This window comes from Acinetobacter sp. DSM 11652, assembly GCF_900109815.1.
Classification (GTDB): Bacteria; Pseudomonadota; Gammaproteobacteria; order Pseudomonadales; family Moraxellaceae; genus Acinetobacter.
This window is the reverse complement of the sequence record NZ_FOBK01000001.1, coordinates 327887-345344: the sequence shown is the minus strand read 5'-3', so window position 1 is coordinate 345344 and position 17458 is coordinate 327887. Positions and strand designations below refer to the sequence as shown.

Sequence of the window (17458 nt, the reverse complement as noted above, 5' to 3'; positions counted from 1 at the left end):
TTAATTCAAATTAGCAGCTCTAATGAGGCTAGATTTAAGAAAGATCAATATCACGCTATCTGGACTTGAGTATGATGTCTAAAGGAATAGAACATAGCAATCAGGACGATAATGCAATTCGGGCATTGATTCCCTGCGCATATGTCAGAATTATTGCGCAACAATTGGGAGGTGGGCTGCGTGTATTCCCAACTTTATTGAATGGCACATGTCTGACTGCTGAATTTATTCAACAGGAAGATTCCCGGATTTCAGCATCTGATTTTATTCGTATATTTGACAATGCATTGAACATGGCAGATGTTCCCGACTTCGGTTTAGAACTTGGACATCGCCTTAAACCAACGACTCATGGCGCAATGGGCTTTTTGATGCACAGTTGCCCAAACCTTTATGCTGCACTTGAAGCGATTCAACATTATCTACCTACTCGAATTGGATTTGCAGAAGTCATTCTCGAAATGCGTGATCAGCAGATGAATTGTAAAATTCAATTTAATATCGATTGCTCCACCCTTGTATATCAAAGCATGATCGAGTCTTGCATGGTGGTATTTAAAGAGTGTGCTGAATTTATTTTAGGTAAGCCATTAACTGAGGCGAAGTTGCTTTTTAGCTATCCTAAACCTGCTTACCATGCTGCTTATACAAAAATTTTTCAATGTGATTTCACATTTTCACAATCTTTTGATGGCATTCAGATACCTTTATCTGTGTGTAAAATCCCGAATGCTTCAGCAAGTCAGGAGAACTATCTCATTGCAAAAAAACAATGTGAAAATGTACTTAAGGATCTTCTTACACCCCAAAATACTTATCAGTTTCGTGTAAAAAAAATACTGATTGAGCATTTATCAGATCCCAAAAATGAATCTGAGATTGCCGCTTCATTATTCATGAGCAAACGAACCTTAGCTCGTCATTTAGAAAAAGAAGGTTTAACCTTTAAAGAGGTCAAAGATCAGGTGCTTGCACAGCAAAGTGCTTATTTTCTTGAGCATACGCAACTCACGATTGAAACAATTGGTATGCTTCTTAATTATCACGATGCCTCAAATTTCAGACGTGCATTCAAGCGTTGGTTTGGTATGACCCCTAGCCAATATCGGCAGAAATACAATAATGATCTTACCAAGCAAATTTCTAAATTAAATTAAATGCATATTTTTCATATTGATATATTAAATCATTATAAGGTGTTCGGCTGATAACGGGTCTTTCTAATTTTAAACACTCAAATTATAAGTATGATATTTAAAGTTTATTTATACATTCTCATAAATTGTATATGACGCTTTATGCTAAGCTAGTTCATTAACATCACTATATTGAATAAAAAAAAATTGTTATCATCAACCAACTTTTTTGTTATCAATGCTTAAATAATTGATAGCTAAATACCGAATTATCTCTAACAGATGAATAGCTTGAAGTGCTCTTGAAACAAGGACAGTTCATTTCACTATTCACCTCACTGCATATGTAAGTTGAAGATCGTTTCAACATACTCAGGAAATATCATGAAGAAAATTCTTGGTTTAGTTTTGGGCCTATCAGTGGGTATCGCTGGATGCTCAAAACAAGATGCTCCAGAAACCGCTGCAAACAACACGAATAAAGATTCAGTTCAAACCATTACAATCGCTTCTACAGGTTCAGATGCAGATATCTGGAAGTTCATTGCAAAATTGCCAGAAACTGAAGCTGCAGGTTTAAAGTTAGATGTTAAAAACTTTACTGATTATGTTTCAATGAACACTGCGGTAGCCAATAAAGAGATTGATATCAATGCCTTCCAATCATATGCATATATGGTTGCATACAATGATGCCAATACTCAAAAAATTGCGCCATTATCTACGACTTATCTTGAGCCAATGGGGATTTACTCAAGCAAAGTTAAAAATTTAAATGATTTCAAAACAGGTTCGACCATTGCAATTCCAAACGATGGTGCTAATGAATCACGTGCCCTTTTATTATTGCAATCTGCTGGTTTAGTAAAGTTAAAACCTCAATTTGACAATGTCAAAGGCACTACTTCTGATGTAACTGAGAATCCTAAACAAATCACCATCAAACCGATTCAAATGGCAACTGCGGTACGTGTGAAAGATGAAGTGGATGCCATTGTATTAGGCAACACCTTAGCAATGGAAGGTGGTTTGAACGTATTAAAAGATGCGATCTACTACGAGCCAATCGATCAAAGTACAAAAATGAATGTGAATGTATTGGCTGTAGCTGAAGGGCGTCAGAATGATCCTGTATTGCAAAAGGTAGGTCAGCTATATCATACAGATGCAGTTAAGCAATATGTGAAAGAAAACTTTGGTGGCACTAAGGTTAATGTTGATAAACCAACAACATATCTCACAGAAGCTCAATAATTCTAGACTTCTGTATTTTTAACAGGCAAATTTAATTTGCCTGTTTTTCATTTTTAATAGTTCTTGACGTTATGATTGAATTTAAAAATATTAGTAAACATTATCAGCTTAAAGGCCAAACTATTCACGCCTTAGACATTATTAATCTGACGATTCCAGATGGAAGTATCTTCGGAATTATAGGCTATAGTGGTGCAGGTAAAAGTACACTGATCCGTTTGATCAATTTACTAGAAAGACCCAATCAAGGTCAAATGATCATCCACGGTCAAGATTTCACTGCTTTGAGCGCTTCAAAATTACGTCAAGAACGCGCCAATATTGGTATGATTTTCCAGCATTTCAATTTACTACAAACCAAAACCGTTGCAGCCAATATTGAAATGCCAATGAAACTCCTTGGCTGGAGTAAAGCTGAGCGTCTAAAACGCTTAGATGAGCTACTTGAGTTTATCGATTTAAAACATAAACGCGATGCTTTTCCAGATGAGCTTTCTGGTGGTCAAAAACAGCGTGTAGGTATCGCTCGGGCACTTGCCAATCATCCAAAAATTCTACTCTGTGACGAAGCAACATCAGCGCTTGATCCTCAAACGACAAAGTCTGTACTTGCCCTTTTGAAAAAAATTAATCAAGAGCAAGGAATCACCATTGTTATGGTTACGCATGAAATGGATGTTATTGAGTCGATTTGCGACTTTGTTGCAGTTATGGAACAAGGCAAAGTGATTGAACACGGTAGTACTCTCGATATCTTTAGTCAACCTCAACACCCGACGACCAAAACATTTATTCAAACTGTTTTACAGCAGCAGTTACCTATCAATATTTTAAATAATTTAGAAAATCAAAATCACCACAGTATTTATAGCTTGCAGTTCTTAGGAACTTCAGCACAAGAAACTGTTGTACAAGCTGCCATCAAACGATTTGATATTAGTCTCAATATTTTATTTGCCAACATGACCGAAATTAATGGCGCTGTGATTGGACAAATGTTTGTGCAATTACTGGGTGATCCAGACATTATTCAAGAAACCATCAGCTTTTTCCAACAACATGGCGTTAAGGTTGAACAATCAGGAGTACGTGCATGAGAGATATGATTGTTCAATGGCTAACAGAAATTACTGAACCTTTTTGGAAAAGCTCGCTTTCAATTGATCAATTTGTGACAGCCCTACAAGAAACCTTCCATATGGTTTTCTTTGCAATGCTATTCGGTACGATTTGGGGTTTAATTCAAGGGATAACCCTACTTGTTACACGACCAAACGGGATTTTAGCCAATCGTGTGATTTATTATGGATTAAACCCTATTGTGAATGCATTACGCTCCCTCCCGTTTATTATCCTCCTGATCGCGGTTATTCCACTGACAAAAATGATTGTGGGTACTTCTATTGGGACATGGGCAGCTATTGTTCCTTTAACCATTTATGTAGGACCTTATATTGGTCGTTTGGTCGAAACCTCACTACTTGAAGTCAACGAAGGCATCGTGGAATCAGCGCAAGCTATGGGCGCAACACCCCTACAAATTATTTTCAAGTTTATTCTACCTGAGGCACGCAGTTCCCTCATTCTCAATTTAACTACAGCTGCAATCAGCTTAATTGGTGCAACAGCCATGGCTGGCGCGGTCGGTGCAGGTGGCATTGGTGATCTTGCGATCTCCTATGGTTATCAACGCTTTGATACCAGTGTCGTTATACTCACCGTTATTGTGCTTTTAGTATTAGTTCAATTGGTGCAAATGACAGGTGAAAAACTCGCCAAAATGCGATAGTAAATTTAAAAAAAGATCTCAAATGGGATCTTTTTTAATATCAATCCATCCAAAGTGAAGCGATTTTTTCCATTAATTGCGCACGTAACGGCGCAGTTGGATTGCATGGATTACGCTTTGCTTCATGCTTATAAAACGCTTGCCATTCGCGTATCATTTCCAAACTAACACCTTGAGCTTTAAACTGATGGATGTCTTGCTTAGATACACTTTCCAAGCGTGCTTGAGCACCCTCTGGCCCTGTTGCCCAACCGATAACCCCTTGCCCAAAACTCGGAAGGCTCATTTGGTTAGGTGTTTGAGGAACCGCTTTACGTTCAATTGTCTCATTGACCTTACAGCTGCTTGGACGCTCGTATAATTGAGACTTTTGCAGTTGACCAACTTGAGAGTTCTGCATACAACCAACAAGAACAATCGAACTCATCACTGCGCTGATGCAAGCACTCAATCTCACTTTTATCTTCATTTACTTTTTACTCGAAATTTGTTCATCAGATCAGATAATCTTAAGCTAACAACAATGCACCTCATCAAATTCGACATCAATATTTACAATACATCGCTGTTTAAAATTTGGGTGAATTTTACAATTTGATAAGCTTGATCTAGGATGAGATCAAATAAGTCACATGTTTTAGGATCGTTTAGGATGCGTTATCAAGTTCGCGTAATTGATGTTAACAATGCGCTACAAAACTATATATGGATTATTGAAGATACTGAAACCCAAGAAATTGCAGTGGTAGACCCTACAGAAGCCAATTTGGTGGTCAACTATTGTGACTCGCATGGTTTAACACTTAAGCAAATATGGCTTACCCACTGGCATAAAGACCATATTGGTGGTGTGCCAGAGTTAATCGCGGAAAAAAATATTGAAGTTTATGGTCCACGCGAAGAATTATCTAAAATTCCATTTATCAGTTGTCCACTCAATCATAATGATGAATTTTATTTTAATGACTTAAAACTTGACGTCATCGCTGTTCCTGGCCATACCTTAGGTCATATCGCAATATTTGCAGATGAAATCGACAGTTTATTCTGTGGAGATACCTTATTTGCAATGGGATGTGGACGCCTTTTTGAAGGAACGGCTGAACAAATGTATCAATCACTTAACCGACTGTCAGCGCTCCCTCCAAGAACTCAAGTCTACTGTACCCATGAATACACGCTCTCAAATGCACAATTCGCTTTACAAGTAGAACCTGAGAATAAGGCACTACAAGAACGATTTGAACAAGTTCAGAAACTTCGAGATCAAAATCAAATAACCTTACCTTCCACCATTGAAATTGAACTTGAGACCAATCCTTTCTTGCGCGTCAACAGTGCTGAAGAATTTAAACGTATTCGGGAAATGAAAGATAATTTCTAAATTTAGCATTATCTGTTCAAATTACAGATGTTTATTACTGAGCGATATTCGCTCAGTTTTTAAACCCTTCAGACAATACATTCTCTTCTTTATCTTAAAGCTTTAACAACATGATCAAATTCTGTCTTTTAATTGCATGAAATATATACATTTCTATAGAATTAAAATATATTTACATTAATTTAGGTTCAAACCCTTTAAAAACAACATCATTAACCTTATTAATATTTCATTAGTCAAAGGAGTTGTCTCATGAAGAAAGTGGTCAAAGCAAAAAATTTAATTGCATTCAGAATTTGGTTAGAAAAATTAGGTTATTCCGTTCGAAATTTAAAGGATAACCAAGGCTTCACTTTCAGTTTTAAAAAAGAATATGGTTTAGTGACATGTGACTTATCTGGAAATACGTTGGCAATGCAATTAGGTGAAGAATTCGAGGATCACTTGAAGGCTTAATTTCAGCTTAATTCAAAGGAATGAATACTGAATAGATCATTTAAATATTAATATCGCCTCTTTGTAGGCGATTTTTTTATGTTTAGATATTTCAGCCTGTATTGATATAAAAATATAGGCAATAAAAAAGCAAGGTATCAAACCTTGCCTTAATATGGTGGGGACGGAGAGACTCGAACTCTCACACCTTGCGGCGCTGGAACCTAAATCCAGTGCGTCTACCAATTTCGCCACGTCCCCTTTGAATACTCAATTATATTACTGAGCTTCATAAAACTTGGCAGAGGATCAAGGATTCGAACCTTGACGAACGGTTTTGGAGACCGTCATGCTACCATTACACCAATCCTCTATTTCACTTACTTCGGTCATTCCACCTAGTAAATTACTTGGTGGGGACGGAGAGACTCGAACTCTCACACCTTGCGGTGCTGGAACCTAAATCCAGTGCGTCTACCAATTTCGCCACGTCCCCGATGGCTGTGTATATTATAGAGATCATTATCTCATGACAAGCCCTTTTTTTGAAAAACCTTATTGTTTGACTAAATATAAAACAATTATCCATTTTACTGGTTTTTCTTTAGACAAATTCGCTTAATATCTGTTTTAATTGATAAATATTGTCCAATCTTTGTGATTTATTCTTCATCAACATCTGCTGGAGTACTGGTGTTAAGTCAGAAAAAGGCCTAATAATTTCAACTTTTAATTGCTCACAATGCCATTTTGCCCAATCTATATAGCTTTTTTTACGGATTGAGTACTGATTTAACCATTCTAACCAAATAATACCGAGTGCATATATATCTGATGCTTGTGATTTTGACTCACCATGAAACAACTCAGGCGCCATATACCTTGGTGTTCCATGTGTAGAAACTTGAGGATGGCACTCAAAGTGAAACATCTGTTCAAAATCAATTAATTTGGGTTGACCATTCAATATTCTAAAATGTTCTCTTTTAAGATCTGCATGAACCCATCCTTGCTCATGAATCGATAGTAATGCATCTAGACTATGTAATAATAAATTGACCACATTTGAAAACTCATTGTGTGGGAAGGTCTGCATTTGAGTATAGACAGAATTTTCTACTTCAAATAGCGGCGCCGCATTTTCAATCAGAATCAATGATGAAGAATCATATTTTGATGTAGGTGTATTGAATCTACTGTTTTCGTCATACACGATCTCAAACGGCACTAAGATCTTTGAAGAGCGAGTACTGAGTGATTGGTAGTGTTTTATCTCATTGTCGAACCACTGCTCATGCTGTGAACTGATACCCTGCTGTTGTCGCTTAACCCAATACGTTTGGTCATCTATTTCGATACAATAAATTAGACGACCATACTGCTGACTTTGTTCAGAATTAACTGGTTGCCTGAGCAGAGGCTGAATGGTTTGCCACTGTAGATTGTTTTTCAAGAGATTCATTTTGCTGTTTCAGTTGCGTCAGCATATCCAAACAGTGTTCAATGGTTTTTCCTATACGCGCATGTGTTTCAATACTGGACAGTTTTGACCAAGTTGCCCGTTCCCCTTCTCTTTGAAGGACTTTAAACAAATGAGGTCGCGGATTTTGTAACATATAATGATAATGTCGCAGACTATAATTACCTACAATATTTAAATCACCATAATAACGCTGATCAACAATACCATAACCGTGATCCAATAGTCGTCTAATCGTCGGCACACTGCCCATTCGGTCACGAGTGAAATTCATGACATCCATCGCAATCGTTTTACCATGTTTACGCACTAAACGTTGCGGCCAGCTGAGTAGATCTGTTCTAAAACGCTCCGCATCACTTTGCATGAATGGCACAATATGTGGATTCACCTGACTGGCAATGGTGTAATTAATATTGTAGAGACGAGCCATTTTCTCTTGTGGAAAATCACTTCTCACACTGCCATCCACCCAACGAATACTTGCCAAGTATGGTGTATGCACCCCATCATAACGCTTACTGGTCAGTCGTACTGGAGGAAATAAGATAGGAACCGCACATGATGCCAATACTGCACTCCACACCAGTAAATCTGGTGCAGTATATTTATTCATGATACGAGCATCTTCCTGAGCGACATCATAAGGTGCAACACTGATATTGATATCAAGTCCAGACTTTTCATACGCTTCTTGAAATGTTAAGTCCCCTAAATTTTCCACTAAAAATTTCTTAAGATATCGCACATCAGCAATACCACCATTTCCTCTAAGCAACTCTTTGAAACTTCTGAAATGGAATGCCTCGCTATAAAAGCTCTCTCCTGTCAGCAGCTGATCAATATCTTTTTGATCAGAAACGCCTAACATCGCCGTCATTAACGCACCAGCACTCGAACCTGATAAAACTTTCGGCATCAAATCTTGTTCCATCAGCGCCTTACACACGCCTGTATGAAACAAACCTAATGAGGCCCCACCCGAAAACATCATTGCTGGTTGACCATAGGTCAGTTGACAATTTTTAAAAAAATCAAATTTTTCTTGATGTGTCAAACCTGAACATTCATCCGAAGCGATATAAATTAAACTCTGTGAAACCTCTTCGATATAGTCCTCAATAAGTTTTTTAGTGCCAATATATGTTTGTGTGAACAGCATAGGATGACCAATATTGGCGACATCATGACTCAAGCCTTCTCGCAAAATATAGATAAGATCAAACACACGATGATTCAGCTTGTAACGGCGTAAGAGATTTAAACGATGCGATATAATTTCAGCATCAAAATAGGGTGAAGTATTATCAAACTTCCATTCCTGAGCGCCCGTCTCCTCATCCAGCTTTAAGGCAATGTCTTTCCACTCTTCATAGCTCTCCGTACGTTCAAGCTCATGTTGCATTTTTTTAATTCGATATGCTTGATGCGGATTAATTTGACTACGATTGCCTAAAATCATTGAGCTAGTCCTTTGATTTTTATTAGTTCAATTAGTTTTGTTCAGTTTTTAAACTATGCAAAAAAAGCACAAAATAATCAACTTAATAAAATTTATTTCTTGTATCGACCAGTCAGCATAGATTTATACCTTAGATCAGTTCACATCGCTGTCGTCATCATGTAGATTAAACTTGATTTTATTGAATTGTATTTCACAAACAACTATGGCGACTCTAGAACTACCAGATCAACTGTTAACAAAAATTTCTCAACTTATTGATCAGCTTAATCACACATTATCTGAACCGAGTCAGAAAATTGATTTCTCAGCACTAGGATACAAATGGCAAAATAAACGGCTGATCCCCATTCAAAAACCTAAAATAATTCATCTTGATGATTTAAAAGGTATCGAAAAACAAAAAGAAAAAATACTGCAAAACACTGAACAATTTTTACAAGGCTTACCTGCAAACGATATTTTATTGACAGGATCTCGTGGAACCGGAAAATCATCTATTGTGAGATCTTTACTGTCTAAATATGCTGACCGTGGTTTACGCATCATTGAAATTGAGCGTGATAATCTGTCAGACCTACCAGAAATACAAAAAATTATTGAAGGTCGTCCTGAAAAATTTATCGTGTATTGTGATGACTTAGCCTTTAATGCTGAAGACGAAAATTATCGTAGTTTAAAAAGTGTGTTAGATGGTTCACTAGAGTCAGGTTCTGGCAACTTTATTATTTATGCGACCAGTAACCGCCGCCACCTACTCCCAGAATTTATGCATGAAAACACCCCGATCACTAAAGTGGACGTGCCTCAATATACTGAATTACATCCGCAAGAAGCGATCGAAGAAAAAATCTCATTGTCTGATCGTTTTGGTCTTTGGCTTTCGTTCTACCCTATGGATCAAAATCTTTATTTAGAGATTGTAGAGCACTATTTAAAAAAATCTGATATTGAAATGACGCCTGAAGTACGTGTTGAGGCGCTACGTTGGTGCCAAGCCAGAGGTCAACGCTCAGGTCGTTCCGCATTCCAATTTTCAAAACATTGGATCGGCTCTACTCAATTAAAGCGTGATTAAGCATTTACATCAGCTTCTGCAATAAGAAACTAAGATGGAAAAACGTCTTAGTTTCTCGACTTTTACTCTTTAATCTAAGTTATTAGCTTTTATTACGATAAAAGTTAATAAATTATTCATGAATAATTATAAAGATAAAATTAACAATTTAACTTATTGCTCTCTATCGATATCAAAAAATTTTAAATCAAAAAATCGCGAATATTACTTTAAGTTGTAAATTTAAATAAAATTTATTATATAAATAAAAATTAAAAAAATAATGTAAATTTAAAACAATATAACATAACAACCATTTTTTGTTTTTCGAAAAAATTAATGTAACCCAAACTTAACAATTCAAAAATAGTATGAGGGACGCAAATAATTATAGAAAAAGGCTGCATCCATGCTTCAAATTAAAAAATATAGTAACCAACATACACAATTCCCAGAAGTTCAAAATATATTAAAAACGCTTCATCAAGCGATCTTCATGACACCAGAGGGTTGTGATTTGAATGACATTGCTCAAGCCTATGCCCCCGATGATGCTGCAAGCAAACGGGTTTTGATCTATTTTGATGAAGAAAAACCTGTTGGATTTTTATGTATGCAACGTTATGAAGTCAAAAAGTTTGACAAGACAATAAATGTTTTTCGTGGTCAAGCAGGTCTTCTTAGCGCCTATCGAAAATCAAATCTGTTAAAATTCCAATACATTTATTTCATTATTTCTCAAATGCTCCGCCACCCAGCACCATCGTATTTTTTTGCTGTGTGTTTACATCCCTCAAGTTATCGTGCAATTACACGATATGCTTTCAAAAAAAATACATGGCCTACTCGCTTAAACCTCGATAACAATACAGAAATGCAAGACCTTTGCACCCTATTCTCTCAGCAATTCAATTATCAACTCTCAAAATCTGGCCATGTTTTTATTTATAACGATGGCCTTGGAGGAACACGCGGTTGTAAGCATGAACACGATAACATGAATGAGGATGCTGCATTTTTTTTGAATCACAATGCCGGATATATTAATGGTGATGGTATGTTAGTGATTGCCAAAATCACTGTCTTTGAGGTGTTTTACCGTTTAACGTGTCACACTTTGGGTAAAATGAATCGCAATAAATATATTCAATGGACAAAACAGCGACAACAATAGTCCCGCTTTAAACGCATCTAGCACATATTGCTCACCACAATGTTGCTTAATCATCAGTAAGAATGCATCACAGGACAGTACACCTGTGGTGCTAATTGCTGCTTGTGGTTGATGTCTTCCAAAAAGCTGTAGAAAAATGATGGAAAACATCCCTCGAATCATATCCACAATTAAAGCTTGAACTGCCAATAAGGGATTTAGTTTTTGTGAAATCATCGCAGCAGACAGACTTGCCCAACCGAATCCAGAAAGCAATAAAGCACTTTCCTTCCAAATTATCAGCATAAAGCAGGCAAATATTGTATTTGCCAATACCATTATGATTGGGAGTTTAAAATCATGCCATTGCAATGTTTTGATGTTAGAGGCTGATATAAAAACTCCGATCAAAAATAGAATAATGTAGATCAGAACGTTTTGAATACTTAAAGCTATTTGCTCATTTATTAAATCCATTCGATAAGTGAAGATCCCTCCCACAAACACCAAAATAAGCAAAAGATATACTGTCAATATTTTAATGATATCCTTAATTTGGATTGTTTTACGTTTGCTGTTTTCCTGCTGTTTCTTCTTATAAAATAGTGAACTAAACCAGTAAGTAAATGCGCATACCCCGAGTGCGAGAATAACTAGCTTGCTCAAAACAGCTTTAGGATTTTCTAATGCGAGTAGGTTTGGCGCTGCGTAAACAGTGCAAAAAAATATAAATAAAATCAGGGCTAAAAAAAATACTTGTTCAATGTACTTGTTGGGATGAAATTTACGACCATATAGATAGCCAAAAATGATGATGATAAGATCCAATCAGACTTCCAAAATTATTTTTATACGTATCGCTTAGATTAATTCATAGATATAAAACTTATATGACAAAATGTTTCTTATAGAGCATCGTCATGTCTAATCATTTGTGTCTGCTAGATTTTAAGTTTAAAACTTAATTTCGCCCCGCTATCGTCCATAGTCTAATTCGTTGTTTTGATTTCTAATACAGTTCAATTTCAATCTTTCACGTGTTTAGCACATCTCTTTAAAACAACTAATCACATTTTTAAAATATCACTCACAATTCTATAATCGTTTTTCATTTGAGATCACCTAATATATTTTTAAAACTACAAAAGAGAATGTGATGGCTTACAATCATAAAGACCTCGATAACATCCCACGTAGAAGCTCTCGTGTTAACTCTCAAAGTTTTGATTACTCTTTGGACTTTAAAAAAATTAATTTCAGAGAGAGACCGGAACTCTATCGAATTGGTCGTGGTGAACAGGGTGTATTACTCGTCGAACCCTACAAATCTGAAATTCTACCTTTTTGGAAATTTGCAGATGAAGATAAAGCTAGAGAGAGTTCTAATAAGATTTATCAACTCTTTCTGAAATATTTAGCAGTCGATGATTTTGTCGGTGCAGATATGGCTCGTAAATTTTTACAAATGGGTTATACCCGAGCGAGACGTTATGCCAACCATAAAGGTGGAAAAAAATATAAAGGTCCTGTACCTAATGACAAAAAGGTTTAAGTGGTGCTCACGGGCGTGAAGAACTACCACGCCAACAAGAAGACGCTATTAAGGCTGCAGCAGCACGAATTTTTAAAGTGAAATGGGATGAAGCTAAACAGCATTCCCACTATATTGCATTAAAAGAACGATTTAAAAACTCAATTGCGAGTCAATAAATACATTCTCACACCATTTATAATACAAATAAAATTATTTGTTTAGTTTTTATTTACAATAATAAAATAGACAGTACAATAAAGTTTGCCAAAAAATGATCGCCATTTTTAGCATTTAATGATAAATAAATCACAAATAATGAGCATGCGCCATGATAACTAAATTTTTAAAATTGGGTTTAATCCTCTCGATGACCACTTTAACAACGACAACTTTTGCCCAACAACACACCGTTTCATTGGGTTATGCTCAGTCTGAAATTGAAAATGCGTTTGATATTCGTGGTGTTCACGCTCAATATCGCTATGAACTCGAGACTCCTTTAAGCGTTATGGCAACAATGTCGTATCAAACTGGTGATGAAACTTGGATTGAACCAGGTGAACGCCAAGATACAGATGTAAAGCATTTTTCTTTGCTAGCAGGCCCTGCATATCGTCTTAATGAGAATTTCAGTGTTTATGGTGTTGTCGGGATCGCGCATTCAAAAGTTGAAAGCTCATATCGCGCCTTGAACATATACGAAAACATGGATCTAAGTGAAACAGCGTTTGCATATGGTGTTGGTATTAATATTAATCCTGCTCCGCAATATGCGATCAATATCGGTTATGAAGGTACTAAAGTTGATGGGGCTAAATTTGATGGGTTCAACATCAGCGCAGGTTATCGTTTCTGATTCTGCTTGAATACATAGAGAATTAATAAGAGGCTTTTTGCCTCTTTTTTGTCAAAATCATTGGATAATGTTTATACATTATTTGGATAGCGATAAATAGACAAATCCTATATAGCTAGAGTAAGTCTTATTATTCTACTTAGGATGTTTCATGCAAAAAAGAAAACTTGGACAAACTGATTTATTCATCGCACCCATCGTCTTCGGAGGAAATGTATTCGGTTGGACGGTTGATGAAAAACAAAGTTTCAAAATTTTAGATGCACTGTATGAGCGTGGATTTAACACCATTGATACAGCAGACTTCTATTCCATTTGGGCACCAGGCAATCATGGTGGCGAGTCAGAAACAATCATTGGTAATTGGTTAAAACAAAATCCAAGTAAACGTGAAGACATCGTGCTATTTACTAAAGTCGGTTTAGATATGGGGATTCCCGGCCATCAAGGTTTATCTGAACGATGGATTATGCAAGCAGTTGAAGACTCACTTAGTCGTTTAAAAACAGATTATCTTGATCTTTATTTTGCACACTGGCCTGATGAAAACACACCTCATGAGGAAACATTATCAGTATTTTCAAAGCTAAAAGATCAAGGAAAAATTCGCGCCTATGGCACTTCTAATTTTTCAGCTGATCAATTAGACGCTTCTATTCAAGCTGCACAAAAGATTGGTGTGCAACATTATCAGGTTCTTCAACCTGAATATAATCTTTACGATCGCGATGTATTCGAACAAACACTGCAACCCATTTGTGAACGCCATCAAATTGGTGTAGTAAGTTTTTATAGTCTGGCTAGTGGATTTCTATCTGGGAAATATTCGTCATTAGACAATATTCAAGGGCGTCAACGTGCAGATACGCTTGTAAAATATTTTGATGAGCGAGGCTTAAACCTTTTAGATAAGCTCAGAGAAGTGGCATCGCGCCACAATGCGGCACCTGCTGAGGTAGCTTTGGCTTGGTTACTTGCGAAAAAGCATATTTCAGCACCAATCGCCAGTGCAACAAACCTTGAACAAATTACCCAATTTTCAAATGCAGTGAATCTTCAACTCTCACCAGAAGACATGCAAATTCTTTCAATAGTGTAAATATAAAAAAAAGAGGCTATAAGCCTCTTTTTTCTCGTGACCAAACATCTATGCTTCAGTCGGTTTTTTGAGTTCCGTCATCGGCCAACGTGGCGTCGTTGTCACGGCTAAGCCATCATGCTGTCCTGCTTTTAAGCGTTGATATCCAGCAAAAGCAATCATGGCGCCATTATCCGTACATAAAGCTGGTTCAGCATAATATACTTGAGCTTTTATTTTAGCTAAATCTGCTTCAAGACGTTCACGAAGACGCTTATTGGCACTCACACCACCAGCAATGACCAAACGCTTAAGACCAGTTTGCTTTAATGCTTTAACTGATTTTTTGACCAATGTATCAACAATAGCCTCTTGAAAACTCGCAGCAATATCAGCGTCTCGGTTTTCATCACCTAATTTTTTCATTTGGACAGAAACCGCTGTTTTTAAGCCACTAAATGAAAACTCCAAACCTTGATGCAACATAGGACGTGGAAATTCAAAAGCAGTGGCATCACCATGTTCAGCAAGTTTAGAGATATTTGGACCACCTGGATAAGGCAGCCCCATCATTTTAGCAACTTTATCAAATGCTTCACCCGCTGCGTCATCGATTGACTCACCTAAGATTTCATAATGTCCAATATCATATGCCGCCATTAATTGTGTATGCCCACCCGAGACTAACAAGGCGACAAACGGAAATTCCGGTGGAGTGGCTGATAAAAGAGGCGCCAACATATGTCCTTCCATATGATGCACACCAATGGCTGGTTTATTTAACGCAAATGCAAGCGTACGACCAAACAATGCTCCGGTCATGAGTGCACCCATTAGGCCTGGACCACGTGTATAAGCCACTGCATCAATCTCAGATTTTTTGATTTGGCTTTCTTCAAGTAATTGATTGATTAAAGGAATTAATTTACGAACATGATCGCGTGACGCCAATTCGGGTACCACTCCACCATATTCAGCATGCAATTTAATCTGACTATATAACACCTGTCCTCTTAAGCCGACTTCGCTGTCATAGAGTGCGAGACCAGTTTCATCACACGACGTTTCTAAGCCTAAAACGATCATTAAATTGCCTTTAACCCATTTCAAAATATTGCTAAAGCTATTATAGACTTGTGATATGAGATGTAAATGAGTAAAATACTGACCTTCACTTGTGACTTAGCGCAATTCGGTGCTTAGTCTTATCCATAAACTAGAGGATTCTTCATGCCACAAGTTAAATTGAAAGAAGGCGAACCAGTAGACGTAGCTATCCGTCGTTTCAAACGTTCATGCGAAAAAGCGGGTGTTTTAGCTGACGTTCGTAAACGTGAATTCTACGAGAAACCAACTCAAGAACGTAAGCGCAAAAAAGCTGCTGCTGTTAAACGCTACCAAAAGAAATTGGCGCGTGAATCAGTACGTACTACTCGCCTTTACTAAGATTAATTTGTGATTGACTGCTCGGATATATAAATGACTACTTTAAAAAACCAAATTACTGACGTTTTGAAAGCAACAATGCGTGCTAAAGAAATGGATAAGTTAACGGTGATTCGTAGTCTCCAAGCAGCAATTAAGCAAATCGAAGTCGATGAACGCGTAGAACTAGATGATAGTCGAGTTCTCGCGGTCATTGAAAAACAAATCAAGCAACGTAAAGAATCGATTAAAGCTTTTGAAAGCGCTAATCGACAAGACTTAGCTAGTAAGGAACAAGCCGAGGTTGAGGTTTTATCTCAATTTCTACCAGCAGCTATGACTGAGGAAGAACTTGATTCAATTATTGCGCAAACGATTGCTGCGCAACAAGCTACTAGCATGAAAGATATGGGTAAGGTGATGAATTCTCTACGTCCGATCATAGCCGGACGTGCCGATCCTGCACAAGTTTCGAGTAAAATTAAAGCTCAACTTTCTTAAGTTTTCGTATTATGTTTGATTTGGTCTATTTAATAATGTCATTAAATAGTCCAGTCTAAATCACGTATCCCCGATATTATTACAACAATACTTTTTAGTTTTTCACTTTCTGATTATTTAAGCTCACATTGAATATTATATCTTTGTAAAATCTGCATTTCTTTCGATTGCTTCACTTTCACAACAACATCCTGCTTACTCATTCTAGAGTAGGAAAATGGTAAATCCTTTCGATATTTATCCACCACCTGATAAAAGCCTTCGACATAAGTTCCAACAATGACACAATATCTTTGAGTCTGATCAACACTAAACTGTGTTGTATTTGGCGCTAGTGTTTTTAGAAAATGCCTCATATCGGCATTATATATTTGCGATACAACTTCAATCTCTTGTGTAAATTTAACAGGAAGTGTTTCCGCATGAGTGAACACACCCACCCCAAACAACATCATAAAAAATAGTGGCAATTTCATTATTAGATTCAATCACATAATTTAAAATATTTATTCATTCATCATTCTAAAACAATCTAACCATTAAGAATGAATAGTTTCAATAAAGTTAGGTTTGTATTCCTGGAAAAAGTCTTCATAAGGTGGCGGTATTTTCCCTTCAACCACAGAACCGAGCCTTAAACGTATAACGCCTGGTAAATCAAGCCGATGTGAATATAAAGGACTTCCACATTCACCGCAAAATACTCTTGCCTTTAACTCGGTATGAAAATAAGACTTAAGCACATCTTCACCAGAAATTAACTCGAAGTTTTCAAGCGGGATCGGGCTATTCCATGCAGTAAAACCGCCTTGAGCCAACTGACAGTGCTTGCAATAGCACAAGATACTTTTCTCAAGATCACCATGATAAATATATTGCACCTTTCCACATAAGCATTGACCTTTTATCATTTA

Annotated in this window: 19 protein-coding genes, 3 tRNA genes and 1 pseudogene; 13 read left to right on the top strand and 10 right to left on the bottom strand. The window is 36.9% G+C overall.

What is annotated here, in order from left to right:
- The first annotated feature begins 74 nt into the window (after window positions 1–74).
- From BMW42_RS01690 to BMW42_RS01675, 4 genes are all read left to right on the top strand, one after another.
- Window positions 75–1157, top strand: a complete 1083-nt coding sequence (locus BMW42_RS01690) for an AraC family transcriptional regulator (protein ID WP_213032598.1) — start codon at window positions 75–77, stop codon at window positions 1155–1157.
- Between the two features lie 363 nt (window positions 1158–1520).
- Window positions 1521–2390, top strand: coding sequence for a MetQ/NlpA family ABC transporter substrate-binding protein (locus tag BMW42_RS01685; RefSeq protein WP_035267639.1), 870 nt, complete (start codon window positions 1521–1523; stop codon window positions 2388–2390).
- 71 nt (window positions 2391–2461) lie between these two features.
- On the top strand, window positions 2462–3487 hold the full coding sequence (locus BMW42_RS01680; RefSeq protein ID WP_092766161.1) for a methionine ABC transporter ATP-binding protein: 1026 nt from the start codon (window positions 2462–2464) through the stop codon (window positions 3485–3487).
- Window positions 3484–4179, top strand: a complete 696-nt coding sequence (locus BMW42_RS01675) for a methionine ABC transporter permease (protein ID WP_035267644.1) — start codon at window positions 3484–3486, stop codon at window positions 4177–4179. The genes BMW42_RS01680 and BMW42_RS01675 overlap by 4 nt, the downstream gene beginning before the upstream one ends.
- A 40-nt stretch (window positions 4180–4219) precedes the next feature.
- Here BMW42_RS01675 and BMW42_RS01670 read toward each other — a convergent pair whose 3' ends face one another.
- The gene (locus tag BMW42_RS01670) at window positions 4220–4606 is read right to left on the bottom strand and encodes a DUF4951 domain-containing protein (protein WP_143047387.1); all 387 of its coding nucleotides are present in this window, start codon (window positions 4604–4606) and stop codon (window positions 4220–4222) included.
- 225 nt (window positions 4607–4831) lie between these two features.
- Between BMW42_RS01670 and gloB the strand changes: the two genes are divergently transcribed.
- Together gloB and BMW42_RS01660 are read left to right on the top strand one after the other, a co-directional pair.
- Window positions 4832–5563, top strand: a complete 732-nt coding sequence (gene gloB, locus BMW42_RS01665; RefSeq protein WP_035267649.1) for a hydroxyacylglutathione hydrolase — start codon at window positions 4832–4834, stop codon at window positions 5561–5563.
- Between the two features lie 252 nt (window positions 5564–5815).
- Window positions 5816–6019, top strand: a complete 204-nt coding sequence (locus BMW42_RS01660; RefSeq protein ID WP_035267651.1) for a hypothetical protein — start codon at window positions 5816–5818, stop codon at window positions 6017–6019.
- 155 nt (window positions 6020–6174) lie between these two features.
- Here BMW42_RS01660 and BMW42_RS01655 read toward each other — a convergent pair.
- From BMW42_RS01655 to BMW42_RS01635, 5 genes are all read right to left on the bottom strand, one after another.
- Window positions 6175–6259 (bottom strand) — tRNA-Leu (locus BMW42_RS01655).
- Between the two features lie 38 nt (window positions 6260–6297).
- Window positions 6298–6371: transfer RNA gene (locus tag BMW42_RS01650), tRNA-Trp, on the bottom strand.
- Window positions 6372–6409: 38 nt separating this feature from the next.
- Window positions 6410–6494 (bottom strand) — tRNA-Leu (locus tag BMW42_RS01645).
- 108 nt (window positions 6495–6602) lie between these two features.
- On the bottom strand, window positions 6603–7451 hold the full coding sequence (locus BMW42_RS01640; protein WP_171260662.1) for a protein kinase domain-containing protein: 849 nt from the start codon (window positions 7449–7451) through the stop codon (window positions 6603–6605).
- Window positions 7396–8940 carry a DUF3336 domain-containing protein gene (locus BMW42_RS01635; protein ID WP_092766158.1) on the bottom strand — a complete coding sequence of 515 codons (1545 nt, stop codon included), beginning with the start codon at window positions 8938–8940 and terminating at the stop codon, window positions 7396–7398. Before BMW42_RS01635 ends, BMW42_RS01640 begins: the two co-directional genes overlap by 56 nt.
- A 205-nt stretch (window positions 8941–9145) precedes the next feature.
- Between BMW42_RS01635 and BMW42_RS01630 the strand changes: the two genes are divergently transcribed.
- Together BMW42_RS01630 and BMW42_RS01625 are read left to right on the top strand one after the other, a co-directional pair.
- Window positions 9146–10018, top strand: a complete 873-nt coding sequence (locus tag BMW42_RS01630; protein WP_092766157.1) for an ATP-binding protein — start codon at window positions 9146–9148, stop codon at window positions 10016–10018.
- 388 nt (window positions 10019–10406) lie between these two features.
- On the top strand, window positions 10407–11171 hold the full coding sequence (locus BMW42_RS01625; RefSeq protein WP_092766156.1) for a hypothetical protein: 765 nt from the start codon (window positions 10407–10409) through the stop codon (window positions 11169–11171).
- On the opposite strand, the gene BMW42_RS01620 is transcribed toward BMW42_RS01625, so the two are convergent.
- Window positions 11100–11978, bottom strand: coding sequence for a LysO family transporter (locus tag BMW42_RS01620; RefSeq protein WP_092766155.1), 879 nt, complete (start codon window positions 11976–11978; stop codon window positions 11100–11102). The genes BMW42_RS01625 and BMW42_RS01620 overlap by 72 nt on opposite strands.
- Before the next feature lie 328 nt (window positions 11979–12306).
- On the opposite strand from BMW42_RS01620, the pseudogene BMW42_RS01615 reads away from it, so the two are divergent.
- The 3 genes and pseudogenes from BMW42_RS01615 (at window position 12307) to BMW42_RS01605 (ending at window position 14639) form a co-directional block, all read left to right on the top strand.
- Window positions 12307–12860, top strand: a pseudogene (locus BMW42_RS01615) (DUF4385 domain-containing protein).
- A 152-nt stretch (window positions 12861–13012) separates the two neighbouring features.
- On the top strand, window positions 13013–13540 hold the full coding sequence (locus BMW42_RS01610) for an Ail/Lom family outer membrane beta-barrel protein (RefSeq protein ID WP_092766154.1): 528 nt from the start codon (window positions 13013–13015) through the stop codon (window positions 13538–13540).
- Between the two features lie 151 nt (window positions 13541–13691).
- Window positions 13692–14639 (top strand): aldo/keto reductase, encoded by a 948-nt coding sequence (locus BMW42_RS01605; protein ID WP_092766153.1) that lies wholly within the window; start codon window positions 13692–13694, stop codon window positions 14637–14639.
- 48 nt (window positions 14640–14687) lie between these two features.
- Here the strand turns inward: BMW42_RS01605 and tsaD are convergent, their stop codons facing one another.
- Window positions 14688–15704 carry a tRNA (adenosine(37)-N6)-threonylcarbamoyltransferase complex transferase subunit TsaD gene (gene tsaD, locus BMW42_RS01600; protein ID WP_035268741.1) on the bottom strand — a complete coding sequence of 339 codons (1017 nt, stop codon included), beginning with the start codon at window positions 15702–15704 and terminating at the stop codon, window positions 14688–14690.
- Between the two features lie 144 nt (window positions 15705–15848).
- Here tsaD and rpsU point away from each other — a divergent pair, with 144 nt between their 5' ends.
- Together rpsU and BMW42_RS01590 are read left to right on the top strand one after the other, a co-directional pair.
- Window positions 15849–16064, top strand: a complete 216-nt coding sequence (gene rpsU, locus BMW42_RS01595; protein WP_001136722.1) for a 30S ribosomal protein S21 — start codon at window positions 15849–15851, stop codon at window positions 16062–16064.
- 33 nt (window positions 16065–16097) lie between these two features.
- Entirely contained in the window at window positions 16098–16544 is a 447-nt protein-coding gene (locus BMW42_RS01590; protein ID WP_035268744.1) for a GatB/YqeY domain-containing protein, read from the top strand.
- Between the two features lie 113 nt (window positions 16545–16657).
- On the opposite strand, the gene BMW42_RS01585 is transcribed toward BMW42_RS01590, so the two are convergent.
- Both BMW42_RS01585 and BMW42_RS01580 read right to left on the bottom strand, forming a co-directional pair.
- Entirely contained in the window at window positions 16658–17020 is a 363-nt protein-coding gene (locus tag BMW42_RS01585) for a hypothetical protein (protein WP_228143068.1), read from the bottom strand.
- Window positions 17021–17083: 63 nt separating this feature from the next.
- A complete protein-coding gene (locus BMW42_RS01580; RefSeq protein ID WP_092766152.1) occupies window positions 17084–17455 on the bottom strand; it encodes a GFA family protein in 372 nt (123 codons plus the stop codon).
- Window positions 17456–17458 lie beyond the last annotated feature (3 nt).